General features: G+C 67.0%; 11 protein-coding genes. All 11 read right to left on the bottom strand.

Translation table 11 applies throughout. The features are described 5' to 3' along the window. Positions 1-10: 10 nt before the first annotated feature. The 11 genes from addA to EN846_RS24980 all read right to left on the bottom strand — a co-directional run bounded on the left by addA (position 11) and on the right by EN846_RS24980 (position 17,146). Positions 11-3,523, bottom strand: coding sequence for a double-strand break repair helicase AddA (addA, locus tag EN846_RS25035; protein WP_135859391.1), 3,513 nt, complete (start codon positions 3,521-3,523; stop codon positions 11-13). Further along, entirely contained in the window at positions 3,520-6,639 is a 3,120-nt protein-coding gene (addB, locus tag EN846_RS25030; protein ID WP_127392975.1) for a double-strand break repair protein AddB, read from the bottom strand. Before addB ends, addA begins: the two co-directional genes overlap by 4 nt. Next, positions 6,636-7,364 carry a nucleotidyltransferase family protein gene (locus tag EN846_RS25025; protein WP_127392974.1) on the bottom strand — a complete coding sequence of 243 codons (729 nt, stop codon included), beginning with the start codon at positions 7,362-7,364 and terminating at the stop codon, positions 6,636-6,638. The genes addB and EN846_RS25025 overlap by 4 nt, the downstream gene beginning before the upstream one ends. Further along, on the bottom strand, positions 7,361-8,869 hold the full coding sequence (gene tsaE / locus EN846_RS25020) for a tRNA (adenosine(37)-N6)-threonylcarbamoyltransferase complex ATPase subunit type 1 TsaE (RefSeq protein ID WP_127392973.1): 1,509 nt from the start codon (positions 8,867-8,869) through the stop codon (positions 7,361-7,363). Before tsaE ends, EN846_RS25025 begins: the two co-directional genes overlap by 4 nt. Before the next feature lie 8 nt (positions 8,870-8,877). After that, on the bottom strand, positions 8,878-11,442 hold the full coding sequence (locus EN846_RS25015; protein WP_135913962.1) for a PAS domain-containing sensor histidine kinase: 2,565 nt from the start codon (positions 11,440-11,442) through the stop codon (positions 8,878-8,880). Between the two features lie 188 nt (positions 11,443-11,630). Beyond that, a complete protein-coding gene (gene ahcY, locus EN846_RS25010; RefSeq protein ID WP_127391613.1) occupies positions 11,631-13,031 on the bottom strand; it encodes an adenosylhomocysteinase in 1,401 nt (466 codons plus the stop codon). A gap of 215 nt (positions 13,032-13,246) precedes the next feature. Beyond that, positions 13,247-13,543 carry an HPr family phosphocarrier protein gene (locus tag EN846_RS25005; RefSeq protein ID WP_127283711.1) on the bottom strand — a complete coding sequence of 99 codons (297 nt, stop codon included), beginning with the start codon at positions 13,541-13,543 and terminating at the stop codon, positions 13,247-13,249. Then, positions 13,540-13,941 carry a PTS sugar transporter subunit IIA gene (locus EN846_RS25000; protein WP_127283710.1) on the bottom strand — a complete coding sequence of 134 codons (402 nt, stop codon included), beginning with the start codon at positions 13,939-13,941 and terminating at the stop codon, positions 13,540-13,542. Before EN846_RS25000 ends, EN846_RS25005 begins: the two co-directional genes overlap by 4 nt. A 164-nt stretch (positions 13,942-14,105) precedes the next feature. Beyond that, a complete protein-coding gene (locus EN846_RS24990) occupies positions 14,106-14,567 on the bottom strand; it encodes an HPr kinase/phosphorylase (protein WP_127283708.1) in 462 nt (153 codons plus the stop codon). Positions 14,568-14,581: 14 nt separating this feature from the next. Then, a complete protein-coding gene (locus EN846_RS24985; protein ID WP_127283707.1) occupies positions 14,582-16,366 on the bottom strand; it encodes a sensor histidine kinase in 1,785 nt (594 codons plus the stop codon). 78 nt (positions 16,367-16,444) lie between these two features. Next, positions 16,445-17,146, bottom strand: a complete 702-nt coding sequence (locus EN846_RS24980) for a response regulator transcription factor (protein ID WP_126057113.1) — start codon at positions 17,144-17,146, stop codon at positions 16,445-16,447. Positions 17,147-17,396: the final 250 nt, after the last annotated feature.

Genomic DNA, 17,396 nt, shown 5'->3' with positions numbered 1-17,396 from the left:
AGTTCTTGTGTCACGCTCCCGTGAGTCGGGCAAGGGCATCGTCAAGAGCACGCGCCGGCAGCTCGATCAGCCTTGGTGCCTCGGTGAACAGCAGCACGGCCCGGACCGCGCGGCCGGGATAGAGCGGCTGAAGCAGTGCCCGATAGAGCGCGAGCTGCAGCACGTAGGCAGGCGGCACCTCCTCCAGCGTCGCTGGCGCCGGCCGGTTGGTCTTGTAGTCGACGATCGACACGCTGTGCCCAGAGATCGCCAGCCGGTCGATCTTGCCGGAGATCGAGCGCAGCTTTCCCTTCACCTCGAGGCTGCCCATGACCGCGACTTCGGCGCGCGATGCGGGCGCGAACAATGCGGTGAAGCGGGGATCGGCGAGGATCGCCATCACGGCTGCCAGCGCTTTGCCGCGCTCTGCTTCTGGCCAGCCGGCGCCGGCGCGCGCCAGATAGCGTTCCGCGGCGTCCTGACGCTCGCCTTCAGCGATCGAAGGTAGCATTTGCAGCAATTTGTGCAGCGCCAGCCCGCGCAGGACGGCGAAACCGGGCTCTGCCTCGGCATCCAGTACCGGCGAGCGCGTGTCGGTCACCGTCTGCTTGGCTTCGTCGATCAGCGCTGAGGCGCCGGAGGGCGACAGAGGCCGCGGCAGCTCCTCATAGGGCGGCAACGGGCGGAACAGGTTTTCCGGCAGCGGCGCGACATGCTGCACCGGGCTTGCCGATCCGGCCGCCACCAACGCCACCGGCGGCAGCTTGGTCATATGGAAGCGGTGCACTGCGACCTCGTCCGTCGCCGGGTGCCGGCGCTCCCCGCTTTCCGGCGCGCCGATCAGCGCCCGGCTGACGATCGCATGCCAGGTGCCGGTGCTCGGCGCGCGCTTGCCGTGATAGCCGCAGACGACCAGCCGGTCCTCGGCCCGTGTCATGCCGACATAGAGCAGACGGCGATATTCGTCGTCGGCAAGCTCCCTTGCATGCGCGGCCGCGGCTTTCGAAAAGCTATTGGCAACGTCGCTCGCCGAGCGCCAGAGATAGCCCTTGCCCCCAAGATGCTCGCCCGAACCCTCGAACGGCATCAGGCGCGGCAGATGCTGGTCGCTGAACGGCGCCGAACCGCCATCGACCAGGAAGACGACAGGCGCCTCCAGGCCCTTGGCTGCGTGCACGGTCATGACGCGTACCTCGTCGCGGGTCTGGTCCATCTCGCGCTTGATCTCTGGCCCGCTGCTTTCCAGCGTTGCCAGGAACGCCTCCAGCCCCGGCAGGCCTGTGCGCTCCTCAGCAAGGCAGAAGCTCAGGAATTCGTCGATTATGTCGCCGGCTTCCGGCCCGAGGCGCGCGATCATCTTCTTGCGCAGGCCGTCGCGCGCAAGGGCCGCGGCGTAGAATTCGAACACCGGCTTGAAGGCTGCCTCGTCCGTCCAGGCGTCGAGCCGCGCGACAATGCCGGCCAGTACGGCATCCTCGCCACCCTGCTTGCGGAGCGAAGCGATTAGCGAAAGACCCGTCGGCCGTCCGTTAGCCAGCGAAAAGAGCCGCTCCTCGGACACGTCGAAGATCGGGCTGCGCAGCACGGCCGCCAGCGACAGGTCGTCCTCCGGCTGGATGAGGAAATGGCCGAGCGCGATCAGGTCCTTCACCGCGATGTGCCCGGGCAGGCTCAGCCGGTCGGCGCCGGCGACCGGGATCTGCCGGTTCTTCAGGCTGCGCGACAAAGCATGGACGAAGCGGTCGCGCTTGCGCACCAGGACAAGGATGTCGCCGGCCGTCAGCCTGCGGCCCTTGCCCTCGAGGACCTCGCCGTCCCGGAGCCAGGCCTGGATCGTCGCAGCCACATGCTCGGCCACCCGCACCGCCGGCGCGCTGGCATGGTTGACCGGCAAGGTCCAGTCGTCAGGCTCCTCGACCGCGTCGGCGCCGATCGACGGCCACACCTCGACATAGCCCGGCGCGTCGGTGCGGATCGCCTTGTGGCTGAGCGGATCGGGGTCGTGGCTGATGCCGCGCCTGACGCCCGGATCGGCAAAGACACGGTCGACGGCGGCTAGCACATCGTCGCTGGAGCGGAACGACCAGGTCAGCTTGAGATCGGCGAAAGAGGCTTCTGCGTCGCGCACGCGACCGGCAAACAAAAGCCTGCTCTCGGCAAAGGAATCGGGTGCGGCGCCCTGGAAGGAATAGATGGACTGCTTTTCGTCGCCGACGGCGAACATCGTGCGCCGCACCGTCTCGCGCTGGCCGAGGCCGGCGAAGAACTCCTCCGTCAGCTTCTTCACCACCTCCCACTGGTCGGGGCTGGTGTCCTGCGCCTCGTCGAGCAGGATGTGGTCGATGCCCTGGTCGAGCTTGAACTGCACCCAGGGGCCGGCATCGGGCCGCGACAAAAGGGCGACGGTGCGGGTGATCAGATCGTTGAAGTCGAGGAAGCCGCGGCCGCGCTTCAGCTGCTCATAGCGGGCGATCAGCCAGCGGGCGACGGTCAACGCCGCCGCCGTGCCTTCGAGCATCCGAAACAGCGCCAGCCGGTCCGACACCTCGAGGATCGCCTTGGCCGCGGCCAGATAGCGCTCCGGCAGGTCGGGCAGCCGGTCGAGCAGCGCCCTCTTGAAGGTCTTTGCCGGCTCGTAAGCGTCGCCATCGGCTTTGAGGAAGGCCTTGCCGAGCAGCTGCAGCTTGCGGATCGGGTCGGCTTCGGCGAAGGCCAGCCTGGCATAGGGCAGGATGTTGTTCAGCACGATGCGAGCATCGGCCGTTTCCGCGGTGCGCGCGAAGCCGGCGAAATAGTCTGGCAGGAAGCCGGGCAATGGCCAGAGCGAGGCGGCGATGTCCTCGGCCGTCAGGCCTGGCCTGAAGCGGAATTCGGCGAACAGCGGCCGGAAGTCCTCGCCCAGCCCCGACAGGAAGGCGCGCAGCCCATCGCGCTTCGCCACGATCTCGGCCAGCAGCGCGTCGAGGCCGGCCTCGCCGCCGCGCTCCAGCACCGTGGCGAAGGCCTCGGCCAGTCCTTCGGCGCCGGCGCCGGCGCCAGAGATCATGTCGCGGCGGGCATCGGCGAACAGCGACGCTTCCATCTGCGGATCGAGCATCTCGAAATGCGCGGGAATGTTGGCTTCCAGCGGGAACTGGTGCAGCACCGATTCGCAGAAGGCGTGGATCGTCTGGATCTTCAGCCCGCCCGGCGTCTCCAGTGCTTCGGCGAACAGCCGCCGCGCGCGGCGCATCGTGTCGGCGTCGGCGCGGCGGCCATCCAGCGTCGCGATCCGCGTGGCGAGCTCGGCGTCACCGAGCGAGGTCCATTCCGACAGCGTCGAAAACACCCGGTTCGACATGTTGGCGGCGGCGGCGCGCGTATAGGTCAGGCAGAGGATTTTCGACGGATCGGTGCCGTTGAGCAGCAGCCGAATGACGCGCTGCGCCAGCACATGCGTCTTGCCCGAGCCGGCATTGGCCGACACCCAGGCCGAATTCAGCGGGTCGGAAGCGCGCGCCTGGCTGGCAGCGGTGTCGCTGGGGATCGGGTAGGCCTTCTTCATGCCTCCCCCGCCTCGTCCTCGCTATCGCCGCCGGCCGACCATTCGAGCACGCGCGCGAGATGGTCGTAGTCGCCATCGGCCTCGCCCTCGCGGAACGGCAGCGCGCGCGACAGATAGCCGGTTGTCGGGTCGGCATAGTGGAAGAGCAGCTTCTCCAGCCGTGCCCAGGCCTCCTCGGCGAGCTCATTGGCGGTCCTGGGCTTGCGGTTGTATTCGAGGATCGATTCCTCGAACACGTCGCCATTGGGCTTCAGCCGCACGAAGGCGAGCTGCGAGGGCTCAGCTGTGCCGAGCGCCTTGAAGGCGCCGCGCCTGAGCAGCGCGCCTTCCAGCGCCAACTGTGGCGAAAGCAGCGTGTGCGCCTGCGCCCTCGATGGCGAGGAGCCGGTCTTGTAGTCGAGTATGTCGGCCATGCCGCCGGCCAGCAGGTCGACGCGATCGGCATAGCCGGACAGCGTCACGCCGGTGCGGCCGACCACGGTCTTCTCGGCTCGTTCCTCGGCATAGCGTTGGGCGACGGCGTCGGCGCGGCCATGCTCCCATTCGATGATGTTGGCGGCGAGCTTTTCGAAGCGCGGCCACCACACCGCCTCGATGTCCGGCGGCAGCGCGGCTTCCGCAAAGCAGGCCCGGCCGGCTTCGAGAAGACCTGCCAGCGCGTCCGGCTGGCGCGGATCGGCGATCCTGGCTGAGAACAGATGCAGGATGGCGTGGAACAGCGTGCCGCGCTCGGCCGCTCCGGGATCGCGAATGACGGGATCGAGCGGCATCAGGCCGAGGATCCGCCTGGCATAGATGGCATAGGGGTCGCGGCGCAGCGTCTCGATCTCGGTGACCGAGAAATGCTGCGGCCGCACGCCGAGCGGCGGCCTCGGCTGCGGCCGTGGCGCGAAATCCTGCCGCTCGCCGGCATCGAGCGCGCGCGCCCAGGCGAGCAGCGCCTCGCCGCGCCGCAAGGGCGCTGCCGCATGCTCCCTGCCGATGAAGGTCAGCATGCGTTGCAGCCAGCGCGACGGCACCGCCGGCGCGTCGCCGGAGCGGGCCGAGCGCGTCAGCACCACCTCTTTCGCGCCCATCGCCATCTGGAAGTCGTGCGCGGCAAGGCCGATGCGCCGTTCCGGCGGCTCGAGATCGATGCCGGTCTTCATCAGCCGCGACATGAAGCGGCCGCTCTCCGGCTTGCGCGGCCACACGCCTTCGTTGAGCCCGCCAATGACGAGCGTGTCGACGCTTTGCAGCCGCGCCTCCAGCGCGCCCCAGATGGCGATGTTGCGGTCGGTGCCTTGCGCCGGCTTGACCATTTCGGGCGCGATCAGCGCGTCCATCACGTCCGGCCAATCGGCTGCCGCGAAGGCGAACGGCACCGAAGCGGCGACAAGGCCGCGCATGAGTTCGGCGAGCTTCTCGCCGGCGTCGCCGGCATAGAGTTGCGCCAGGCCGCCATCGGCTGCCCGGCCAAGGTTCTCCAGCGCAACAACGCTTGCATGCGTCAAGGCGGCGAGGTCGGCATCCTGTTCGCCGCGAAAGGCGGTGAGCGGCGCAAGCGCCTCGGCCAGGCGGGCAAGCATGTCCCGCGCCTCGTCGATGCCGCGCGCCGACAGCCGCGAGAGCCAGAAGGGCGGGCGGCTGTCGCCGAGAGCCGAAAGGCGGGCCTCGAAAAGCAACGCCAGCGAGGCCGCGTCCGGCCGCCCGGTGCCGCCGCGCAATGCCACCAGCTCGACGATCTCCGCCGCATGGCGCACGCGCGCCCGGTCGAGGCCGAGGCCAAGCAGCGGGTGCTTCAGCAGCGACAACAGGCCGACCGGATCGCCAGGCCGGAATGCGGCCTGCAGCGCCAGCCTCAGCAGGCTCGCCGCCGGCGTGTTGGCGAGCGGTGTGCCGCCGGAATCGTCGGCGACGACGCCGAAGCGCTTGAGCTCGACGGAGACGCGCCGCGCCAGCGCGCGGTCGCCGGTGACAAGTGCTGCGCGCCGGGCCGGCTGCTCGACGGCGCGCTTCAGCGCGATCGCGATCGCCACTGCCTCGTCGCGCTCGCTTGCGGCTTCCACCAGCGTCACGCCGGCCAGAGCCTCGCCCATGGCCTCGCCTGCGAAACCGGGGCGGGTCGCGGTCCACAATTCGGTGGTTTCGGCCGGTCGCAGTGCTTCGCCGACAAGCGCCGCGCGCAGCGAAAGCGCCCGGTCAGCGGCGACGATCTCCTCGACATCGGTGCGCAGCACGCCGATGCCGCCGATCAGCTTTGCCAGGCCGTATTGCGGGTGGCCGAGCGTCGCCGGCCGGGCGCCGGGCGCCGAAATCGCGGCGAAGGATGCCTCATCCAGCCCTTTGTCGAGGCCGGGCAGCACGACCGCGCTGTTAGGCAGGCCGGCGATCACCCCGAGCAGTTCGGCTGTCGCCGGAATGGAGCCGGTCGAGCCTGCGGCGACCACCGGTCCGGCCGGCGGATTGCGCTTCAGCCGCGCCGCCTCCAGCCGGATCAGCGCGCTGCGGTGCGCGGCCGGATTGGAGAGGCTGCGCTCCTCCAGCAGCCTTGGCCAGTGGTCGGTGACGATGCCGAGGAAATCGAGCGTCACCTGCCACCAGCCGGCGAGGTTGCCGCTGACCAGCCCGGCGAGCTTCGCCCAATCCGTACCTTCGGTCTCGATTTCGTCCATCAGCCGGGCAAGGTCGCGCGCCAGCCAGATGGCGTCGGCCGCCGAGGTCGGCACCACGAATTCCTCATTGAAGCGCGCCGCGACATGCGCCGGCAGGCTCTCCTTCCACGCCCGCACCAGCGGCGCCAGCAACAGCAAGCGTTCCTGCGCCGCAATCGGCGGCGCCAGATCGATTGCCGGCGTTGCCTCGGTGTCGAAGGCGGCCTCGTCCTCGTCGAACTCGCCGAGCGGCCGCACCGTCGGCAGAATGGCCGAGCGACCTCCCAGCATGTCGACGAAGGCGCCGCGCAATGCCCGTGCCGCGCGCCGCGTCGGCACATAGAGGGTGACGTCGGCGAGCGCCAGCGGGTCGCCCTCGAAGCGGAAGCCGGGGACAAGCCGGCCGGCCAGCAAGGCTTCAGCCAGCGTCGGCAGAAACGGCGCTCCGGGCGGGATCGAGAAAACGCGGCGCGAGCCGCTCATATCGCTTTCGCGAGGGCGCCGGCGACCGCCGCCTCGGCGAGCGGAATGGCGTCGGGCGTGCCGACGGTGATCCAGCGGCCCTGCATCGCCATTCCGAACAGCCGTCCGGCGCCGATCGCCGTGTCGAAATAGGCGTTGAGCGAATGCGGGCCCGTCGGCGCGTCCTTGAAGATGCGCGGGTGGACAATCGCAGCCCCGGCATAGATCAGGCCGGCCGGATCGCCTTTCGAGCGCTGCAGGGCGCCGTCCGGCGCCACCAGGAAATCGGTGCCGACGCAATGTCCGGTGGCGGAATCGAGATCGGTGAGCATCAGCAGAATATCCATTCTGGCAGCGTCCCATGCAAGGGAAAGGCGCTGGAGACTGGGCTGGCCGCTGTCGATCCAGAACGTGTCGGCGTTGATGATGTAGAAGGGCTCTTGTCCCAGCGAGGGCAGCGCCCTGACGATGCCGCCCGCCGAGTCCAGCAGCATCTCGCGCTCGTCGGAAATGACGATCCTCGGCGCCTTGCGGCCGGCGACATGGGCGATGATCTGGTCCGGAAGATAATGAACGTTGACGATCGCCCTAACGACACCGGCGCTCGCCAGGCTGTCCAGCCCCCAGTCGATTAGCGTCTTGCCGGCGATTTCCACCAGCGGCTTCGGCATCGTGTCGGTGATCGGCCGCATGCGCTTTCCAAGCCCGGCGGCGAGCACCATTGCGGTCCGGGGGGTTGCGGTCACAGCGGTCGTTCTTCCAGCAGGCCATGGGCGGCGTAGAAGTCGTGTAGCCCGGAGAGTGCCGGGTGCGCCAGCGCTCTTCTGAGATAGTCGCGGATGCGCGGCAGGTGCTTGAGGTAGAAGGGCTTGCCGTCGCGCTTTTCGAGCCGCACGAAAATGCCGAGGATCTTCGAATTGCGCTGCGCCGCCATGATCGCGTAGGCCTCCCGGAACGCCGCCTCGTCGAAGGCGCCGGCGGCGTGGCGCGCCGCGACATAGGCATCGAGCGTCCGCTTCTCGATCGCAGGCGAGATGGTGACGCGGGCGTCCATGGCGAGCGAGGCGACGTCATAGGCGGCGGGGCCGATCAACGCGTCCTGGACATCGACGACGCCGAGCCGGTCGTGACCGGTGCGGTCGCCGCGCCAGATGATATTGGGCGAATGGAAATCGCGCAGCATCAGCGTGTATTGGCTGCCCTCGAGCCGGTCGAGCACCTTGTTCCATTCGTTATGGTAGCCGGCCAGCAACGCATTGCCCGCCGGCTTGCCGGTCAGCATCGGCACATACCAGTCGACCAGGAGATCGGTTTCGATCAGCATCGCCTCGCGATCGAAGGGCGGCACGTCGTGGAAGATGCCGGGCGCGGCCTCCATCCTGTCGGACCAGGCCTTGCCGTGCATCATCGCCAGCAGCTCGCCCGCCGCGGCATAGCGCTCGGCGATCGGCTCGCCGTTCTGGCCCAGGAACCCTTCCGCGCCGAGATGCTCGAGCAGCAGGAAGCCTTGCTCCAGGTCCTGCGCATGGATCTCCGGCACGCTGACGCCGGCGGCGTGCAGCGCCTTGTCGATGGCGACGAAGGCGGTGACGGACTGCGCGGTGTGGGCGATGACCGCATAGGGCTTGCCGTCGCGCACCGGCGGGCCGAGCACCAGCCGCGGCGAGTTCATCAGCACGCGCGGCGCGATGCCGGCGAGCGAAACGATCTCATAGGAGCGGGCGGAAGCGTCGCCGACGAAGAAGCGCCTGGCGGCTTCGCCCCAGCCGGCCGTGGCCAGGAAATCACGCATCGCCAGCGAGCGCGCCGCGCGATCGATGGCAGCGCCCTGTCCCGACAGCTTCGCCAGGCGGCCGTCGCCCTGGTGGACGAGCTCGATCCAGACCGTGCCATCGGGCAAAGCGGCTTCGGCGCGTTCCGGCCATTCGACCAGGGCCGCCCCCCCTTGCTCCAGCGCGTCGTCGAAGCCGAGTTCGTCGAGCTCGCTCGCCGAAGACAGGCGGTAGAGATCGAAATGATGCACGGGAACGCGCGTCTCGTAGCTCTGCACCAGCGTGAAGGTCGGGCTCGGCACGTCGAGGCCGGCATCGTCGGCCAGCGCCCGGATCAGCGCCCGCGCCAGCGTCGACTTGCCGGCGCCGAGATCGCCCTTGAGCGCCAGCACGTCGCCCGGGCGCAGCGCCATCGCCAGGTCTTCACCCAGCCTTGCCGTGGCGGCTTCGTCGGCGAGAAAACGCTCCAGCCCTGCCATGAGGCCCGCTACTCGGCCGCGGCGCGAATGCCCGAAGGCGCGGCGGGGAAGGCGCAGATGACGGTGGTGCCCTGGTCCTTGCCGGTCTCGATGCGGACGCTGCCGCCATGCAATTCGACAAAGCTCTTGACGATCGACAGGCCGAGGCCGGCGCCGCGCCGGCGCCCGCCATTGGTCCGCGGCTCGAAGCGGCGGAACACCGAATCCAGCACATCCGGCGGCATGCCGGGCCCGTCGTCATGGACGGAGAATTCCACGCCCTCGGCGAGCTGGCGGCAGGCGAGGGTGACCGTGCTTGCTTCCGGCGCGTAGTTCGCGGCGTTGCTCAGGAGATTGTAGAGGATCTGGCGGATGCGGGTCTCGTCGCCATGGAAGCTCTTCGGCGCCGCCGCGGCGTCGACCTTGAGCGTGATCGAGTGCTCCTCCAGCCGGTCGGCGACCAGCTCGGCGGCGGCGGCGATCGTCCGGTCGACGCTGACCTCGGAGATGTCGAGCTGCATGATGCCGGCATCGACGGTGGCGAGATCCAGTATGTCGTTGACGATGGTGAGCAGCACCGAGGAGGACGAGCCGACATGCTCGACATATTCGCGCTGCTTCGGCGTCAGCGGCCCTGTCGCGGGCAGCGACAACAGCTCGGTGAAGCCGATGATGTTGGTCAGCGGCGAGCGCAGTTCGTAGGAAACGTGCTGCACGAACTCGTTCTTCAGCTGGTCGGACCGCTCCAGCGCCTCGTTCTTGTCCTTCAGCGCCCGCTCTACATTGACGCTGTCGGTGACGTCGACGAAGGTCATCATCACTTGCCCGTTGGGCAGATGGATGACGGCGTAGCTGAGCACCGTGCCGTTGACGAGTTCGCTCTGGCCATGGCGGTCGCGGCGTTCGTCGTCGAAACCGGTGATGGCGGCGACGAAGCCGCCCCACGGGCTGTCCTTGGCGCGCCGGTCGCAGAGGTCGCGGATCGCCGAGACATGGACATTGGGCTTGACCACGTCCTGGTCCAGTCCCCACAGCGCCACGAATGCCGGGTTCGACAGCCGAAGCCGACCGTCCGGACCGAACACCGCGACACCTTCGGCGAGATTGTCCAGCGTTTCGCCCTGGACGCGCACCGCCGTCTGGTAGCGGCTTTCGAGATCCATCTTCTCGGTCAGGTTCTCGAACACCCAGGTCACGCCGCCCTTGGGCTGCGGATTGGCCACCACGCGAATGGTCTTGCCGTCGGGCAAGTGCCACCAGTGCTCCTGCGATTCGACCGCGCGATAGGCGCCGAGCAGGCCTTCCTTCCAGCGCCGCCACTCCGGCTGCTCGGCGATCTTGCCCTCGCTGCGCAGCCGGTCGAGCAGCAGGGCATTGTCCGGTGCGCTGTGCAGGAAGCCGCTGTCGAGGTTCCACAGTTTCTGGAACGCCTGGTTGAAGAAACGCAGCTTCTCGTTGGCGTCGAAGATGGCGACCGCGGTGTTGAGCTGGTCGAGCGTGTCGGCGTGGCTGCGCACCGTGCGCTCATACTCGCCGCGGATGGTTTCGGTGGCGCTGGTGTCGCAGGCAAGCCCGGCCGAGCCGTCGGCACCGGCGAAATCGGTCACCGAGAACATGCGGCGATCGCCTTCGATCACCGTCGACAGCGTCTGCTCGAACACCGGCCGCGCCTTGTGCTGCTCGGCGATCTGTTCGCGCGCCTGGCCGCCGAGGAACTCCTTGGCCTCGCGCACCGCGGCTTCGGCATTTGGCGCCTCGACCGCCTCGGCATAGGCGCGGTTGACCCATTTCAGCCGCCCGTCGGCGGCGCGCAGCCAGGTCGGCATCTTCAGCGCGTCGAGCAGGCCGAGCATGGTGTCGTAGTCGGCGCTGAGCCGCTGGTTCTCGATCTTCAGCCTTGCCTGGCCGCGCAGCGTTTCAGACAGCGAGACGAAGCGCACCAGCACATGCGCCGCGCTCTTGCGGCCCTGCACCTCGAGCGGCACCCCGGCCTGCGTCTCGATGACGAGATCGAAGGTCCTTGCCTTTTCCCGCAACGCCGCCACGGCATGCTCGAGCGCGGCGGCCGAAACTGGCATCAGCCAGCGGCCGAAGGCGAGGAAGGCGGCGCGGTCCTCGGGCGCGCCGCTCTCCAGCGGCAATGTGCCGATGAGTTCCGGCTTCTTGTTCTCGGAAGCCCACACCACGACGCGCTGGTCGCGCAGATTGAGCAGCGCCTCGGAGCGCTGCAGCGCCGCGTTGACGTCGGCGATGCGGGTCCTGAGCTCGGCGTTCTGCGCCGACGTGCGGGCTCTTTCGCGGATCAGGAAGATGGCCGAGACAAGGGCGGCCCCCATGACCCCGGCGAACATGGCGAGCTGCATGACCTCGACCGTGCTGACCGATAGTCCGGCCGATTGCGCGACGCCGGCTTCGGCATGCGCCGCAAGGCCAAGTAACGGGCTGCAAAGCGCCGAGCCGGCAAGCAGCGCCGCCATGCGGACACCGGCACGCCGCAGCAAACGCCCGCCCCTGACGGCGGAGCCCGATCTCACCGAATCGCTTTGGCCGCCGGAAACGGCCTGTCCCGCGCGAGGCGGGTTTTCCCCCGGCATGTCTTGGTCCTCTTCGCCGCCTGAATGCAAGACCGCCCAGATTGCGTATCCCGGCCCTCGTCCCCCGGACCGCGAATCACAACAATAACGCCTGCTGGAATCGGCGTGAAGAATCATTCCGCGCAAAAATAAAGCCGGGCGAAAGTCAATCGCCCGGCTTCAATATCTAGTGGTAATTTTCGTTTTGGTTAATAGCGGTAGTGTTCCGGCTTGAACGGCCCTTGCGGCGTCACGCCAATATAGGCGGCCTGTTCGCCGGACAGTTCGGTCAGCCGGGCGCCGAGCTTATCGAGATGCAGGCGCGCGACCTTCTCGTCGAGATGCTTCGGCAGCACATAGACCTGGTTCTGGTACTGGCCGTGCTTCGAGTAGAGCTCGATCTGCGCCAGCACCTGGTTGGTGAAGGACGCCGACATGACGAAGCTCGGATGGCCCGTGGCGTTGCCGAGATTGAGCAGCCGACCTTCGGACAAAAGGATCATCCGCTTGCCGTCCGGGAAGGTGATCATGTCGACCTGCGGCTTGACATTGGTCCATTTCAGGTTGCGCAGCGACGCCACCTGGATCTCGTTGTCGAAGTGGCCGATGTTGCCGACGATCACCATGTCCTTCATCGACCGCATGTGGTCGAGGGTGACGACATCCTTGTTGCCGGTGGTGGTGATGACGATATCCGCGGTCGGCGCCGCGTCCTCGAGCGTGACCACCTCGAAACCGTCCATCGCCGCCTGCAGCGCGCAAATCGGATCGACCTCGGTGACCTTGACGCGGGCGCCGGCGCCCTTCAGCGAGGCCGACGAGCCCTTGCCGACGTCGCCATAGCCGCAGACGACCGCGACCTTGCCGGCCATCATCGTGTCGGTGCCGCGGCGGATGCCGTCGACCAGCGATTCCTTGCAGCCGTATTTGTTGTCGAACTTCGACTTGGTGACGGAATCGTTGACGTTGATCGCCGGGAACGGCAGCAGGCCCTTCTTCTGCAGCTGGTAGAGCCGGTTGACGCCGGTGGTCGTCTCCTCGGTGACGCCGCGGATCGCTTCCTTCTGCTTGGTGAAGAAGCCGGGCGAGGCCTTCAGGCGCTTCTTGATCTGGGCGAACAGGATCTCTTCCTCTTCGCTGCCCGGATTGGACAGCACATCCTCGCCGGCCTCGGCGCGGGCGCCGATCAGGATGTACATGGTGGCGTCGCCGCCATCGTCGAGGATCATGTTGGAGGTGCCGCCATCGGCCCACTGGAAGATCTTGTCGGTGTATTCCCAATAGTCCTCGAGCGTCTCGCCCTTGATGGCGAACACCGGAATGCCGGCTTCGGCGATCGCCGCCGCGGCATGGTCCTGGGTCGAGAAGATGTTGCACGAGGCCCAGCGGATGTCGGCGCCCAGCACCTTCAGCGTCTCGATCAGGACCGCCGTCTGGATCGTCATGTGCAGCGAGCCGGTGATGCGCGCGCCCTTGAGCGGCTTCTTGTCGCCGAACTCCTCGCGGCAGGCCATCAGGCCCGGCATTTCGGTTTCGGCGATCTCGATCTCCTTGCGGCCCCAGCCGGCAAGCGAAATGTCGGCGACCACATAGTCCTTGCTACCCGTCATGGCAGTGCTCCGGTGTGATTTGTCTGTGACACGCGCCGGCGCCTGACGGCGCGTGGAAGGGCGCGGATTGCCGGCCTGACTAGCAGATCGGCATCCAAACGACAATGGGATATAAAGAAATCTTTATTCGTGCATGTCTTTGCGCCGATGCATGTCGCCCAAAAGTGTGCAGCGGTTTTGGGGTAACGACATGCATGAAGACAAAAAGCTCGTCGTCAGCATTCCTCGCCGAAGCGCCCGGCGACCAGCTGCTCCAGCGCGTCGATGGCCTGCAGCGCTTGCGGGCCGCTGGCGGTGACGCGGATCGAATAGCCCGGGCTTGCCGCCAGCATCATCAGGCCCATGATCGAGGTTCCGCCGACCGTGACGCCGTCCTTCTCGACATGGATGGCGGCATCGAAGCTGCTGGCGACCTGGACGAATTTCGCCGAGGCGCGCGCATGCAGGCCGCGCTGGTTGATGATCGGAAAATCACGCACGAGCTGGTCCTGTTCCGGCGACAGCGCGTTCATTTGCTGCTCAGGAGCTGGCTGGCGACGTTGATGTATTTGCGCCCCGCGGCCTGCGCCTCGTCGAGCGCGGCGGCCATGTTGTCGCCCTTGCGGATCGAGGAAAGCTTGATCAGCATCGGCAGGTTCATGCCGGCGATGACCTCGATGCGGCCGGATTCCATCACCGAGATGGCAAGGTTCGAGGGCGTGCCGCCGAACATGTCGGTCAAGACGATGACGCCGGCGCCGGTGTCGACGCGCGCCACGGCGTCGACGATGTCGCGGCGGCGCTGCTCCATATCGTCTTCGGCGCCGATCGCCACGGTTTCGAAATTGTCCTGTGGCCCGACGACATGTTCCACGGCATGTCGGAACTCCGTGGCCAGCTGACCGTGCGTCACGAGCACGAGTCCGATCATTCTTTGGTGGCTCCCGTCATCGCCGCTTCACAGGCGTATTTTATGCTCGCCAGCCATTCCAGGCGGCGGGAGCGCTATCTTGTCGACGCGCGGCGCGTTGACAAGCCCAAAATTGCGCAGGCCCGGGCCATTTTGACGCATTGCAGCAAAAAAGCCGAAGCGGATCATAGAAAAGGCGCGATGGAGAGCCGCGCCATCACGGCCGGCAGGGCGGTCGCCGCATTGCGCTCGGCAAGGTCGACGCGCGGCACCGGGCAGCCGGCGACCGGTTCGCGGATTTCTTCCTGGAAACGCGCCATTTCCGCCTGTGGCACCAGCCGCACATTGAGGTCGATCACCGCGCCCGGCTCGAATGGCAGCGGCCGCGGAATGAAGCCGGGCACCTCGGCGAGGCCGGCGATGGTCGCCGGCACGCGGCACACCAGCCGCCCGCCATGCGCCATGGCCAGCAGCCTGTCGTCGCCGACCAGCCGTGAAAACAGGCCGCGCGCGCGGCAATGGTCGATCAGCGTCAGCGCCAGCGTCGTCTTGCCGGCGCCGGACGCTCCGGTGATGAGGACGCCGCGCTCGCCGATCAGGATAGCGGTTCCGTGGATGTTTTCGGGCTTCGCGGCGGGATCGGACATGATGGCGTCGGAAGTCAAGCTTCGGCCGGCAGCGTCACCACGAAGCGCGCGCCCTTGATCTCGCCGGGCTTGGTGCCGGGGATGTTTTCCGCCGTCAGCGTGCCGCCATGCGCCTCGACGATCTGCCGGCTGATCGACAGGCCAAGGCCGGAATTCTGGCCGAAGGCCTCGCCGGCCGGACGGTCGGTGTAGAAACGCTCGAAGATGCGGTCGATGTTGTCGGCCCGGATGCCCGGCCCGTTGTCGTCGACGGTGACGATGTTGAGCTTGCCGGCGCGCGCCAGCGAGATGGTGATATGGCCATGCTCCTCGGGAACGAAGGAGCGGGCATTCTCGATCAGATTGGTGATCACCTGGCCGATCCGCAGGTCGTGGCCGGTGACGACATAGCCTTTGACGCCTTGCGGCAGCTTGGCCACCTTGAGCTCGATCTCGACCGCCTTCTTGTTGCGCGTCGTCTCGCGCGAGACGGCGACGAGGTCGGTGATGAAGGTCTTGAGGTCGACCGTTCCCGCATCCTCGCGCGCCAGCTCGGCGTCGAGGCGCGATGCGTCGGAAATGTCGGTGATCAGCCGGTCGAGCCGCCGCACGTCATGCTGGATGATCTCCATCAGCCGCCCGCGCGAATTCTCGTTCTTCGCCAGGGGCAGCGTCTCCACGGCGCTGCGCAGCGACGTCAGCGGGTTCTTCAGTTCGTGCGAGACGTCGGCGGCGAAGCTCTCGATCGCCTCGATGCGGGCATAGAGCGCGTTGGTCATGTCGCGGACCGCGATCGACAAATTGCCGATCTCGTCCTGGCGGTCGGAGAAGTCGGGGATTTCCTCGCGGTTCTTGACGCCGCGCCGCACCCTGACGGCGGCGGCGGAAAGCCGGCGCAACGGGTTGGCGATGGTCGAGGCGAGCAGCATCGACAGGATGGCGGTGACAAGTGCCGCAATGCCGAAGACGCGCAGGATCGCCTTGCGCTCGGCGGAGACGATCTTGTCGATGTCGCCGCCTTCGGTCGACAGCATCAGCACGCCGAGCACGGCACGGAAGCGCTGGATCGGGACGGCGACGGAGACGATCTGCTCGCCCTGCTCGCTGATGCGCACGATGGTCGAGGGGCTGCCGGTCAGTGCCTTGACCACTTCCGGAAACGCCGCGCCGTTGCCGCCGGGCTGCTCGTGGTAGACCGGCAGGTCCTTGTTGCGGAAGAAGTCGAAGACGAACTTTTCGACGCGCTCGACGATGCCCGGCTGCTCGTCGTCGACCGGCGGCAGGTCGTAGCGCAGGATCTGGCCGCGCGAATAGAGATGGCGCGAATCGAGCAGCAGGTTGGCGTCGCGGTCGTAGATGCGGGCGCGCGTGCGCGTCGGCGAGATCAGCCGCCGCAGCACCGGCGCGACCCGCTCAGGGTTGATCGGGAAGTCGAGATTGTCGAGCTGGTCGGAACCGGGGCCCAGGCTCTCGCCCGCCTGCAGCTCGAGCAGCTTTTCCGGATCGATGCTGATCGAATCGGTCTCCACCGTCGCGGACGCCGCGATCGCGCCGGCGATGATCTCGCCCTGCGTCATCAGGCTTTCGACGCGGGCATCGATCAGCCCGTCGCGGAAGGTGTTGAGATAGAGGATGCCGGTGACCAGCACCGCCAGGCCGGCAAGGTTGAGGAACAGGATGCGGCGGGTAAGGCTGGAGAAGATGTGATGGCCGAGGAAACGGCGCATCGGCACGGTGATCTTCGACAGGAATGCGGGCAGCATCCTGGACGGCCGCCTGACGGCGCCCGCCCTTCTGTTCCGCTCTACGTCCACTGCCATCGAATAGCAGCTCCCGGCCTGTTCCTACGCATGTCGTTGACCCAAACCGCCGTACACCGTCGAGCGGCATGCATCAACTTACGCTTCGCGGAACCGGTATCCGACTCCGTAAAGGGTTTCGATCATTTCGAAGTCGTCGTCGACGGCCTTGAACTTCTTGCGCAGCCGCTTGATGTGGCTGTCGATGGTGCGATCGTCGACATAGACCTGTTCATCATAGGCCGAATCCATCAGCGCATCACGGCTTTTTACCACCCCGGGACGCTGCGCCAGCGAATGCAGGATGAGGAATTCGGTGACCGTCAGCGTCACCGGCTCGCCCTTCCAGGTGCAGGTATGCCGCTCCTGGTCCATCACCAGCTGGCCGCGCTCCAGCGAGCGGGCCTGCTGGCTGGGCTGCTTGGCGGCGGCCTCGCGGGCGCTGGTGCGGCGCAGCACCGCGCGCACCCGCTCGACCAGCAGGCGCTGCGAGAACGGTTTGCGGATGAAGTCGTCGGCGCCCATCTTGAGGCCGAAGAGCTCGTCGATCTCGTCGTCCTTGGAGGTCAGGAAGATCACCGGCAGGTCGGATTTCTGACGCATCCGGCGCAAGAGTTCCATGCCGTCCATGCGCGGCATCTTGATGTCGAGGATGGCGAGATTCGGCGGCCGCGCCGCCAGGCCTTCCAGCGCCGACGCACCATCCGTGTAGGTTTCGACGCGATAGCCCTCGGATTCGAGGGCGATCGACACCGACGTCAGGATATTGCGGTCGTCGTCGACAAGCGCGATTGTTGCCATTTCAAGCGGCTCCCTCATGAGCTGTCCCTTCTTTCGTCGAGAAGGGGCTTTTGCAGGACAAATTAGGTACAAAATGTGGCATAAGCTCCGCGCAGTGTCACGCACAGCGTGCCGGCGGCCGCATTCGCACCCCTACGCGGATTGGACGAACAAGGTTTGCCAATCCTTTGGGCAACCACTGTGATTTTTTGCACATATAAACGATTTAAACAACTTTCAAATTTTTTAAATCGATTAAAGATTTGATATC

Origin of the sequence: Mesorhizobium sp. M4B.F.Ca.ET.203.01.1.1, from assembly GCF_004791025.1 — a bacterium.
Lineage (GTDB): Bacteria > Pseudomonadota > Alphaproteobacteria > Rhizobiales > Rhizobiaceae > Mesorhizobium > Mesorhizobium abyssinicae.
This window is presented reverse-complemented; position numbering and strand designations above follow the sequence as displayed.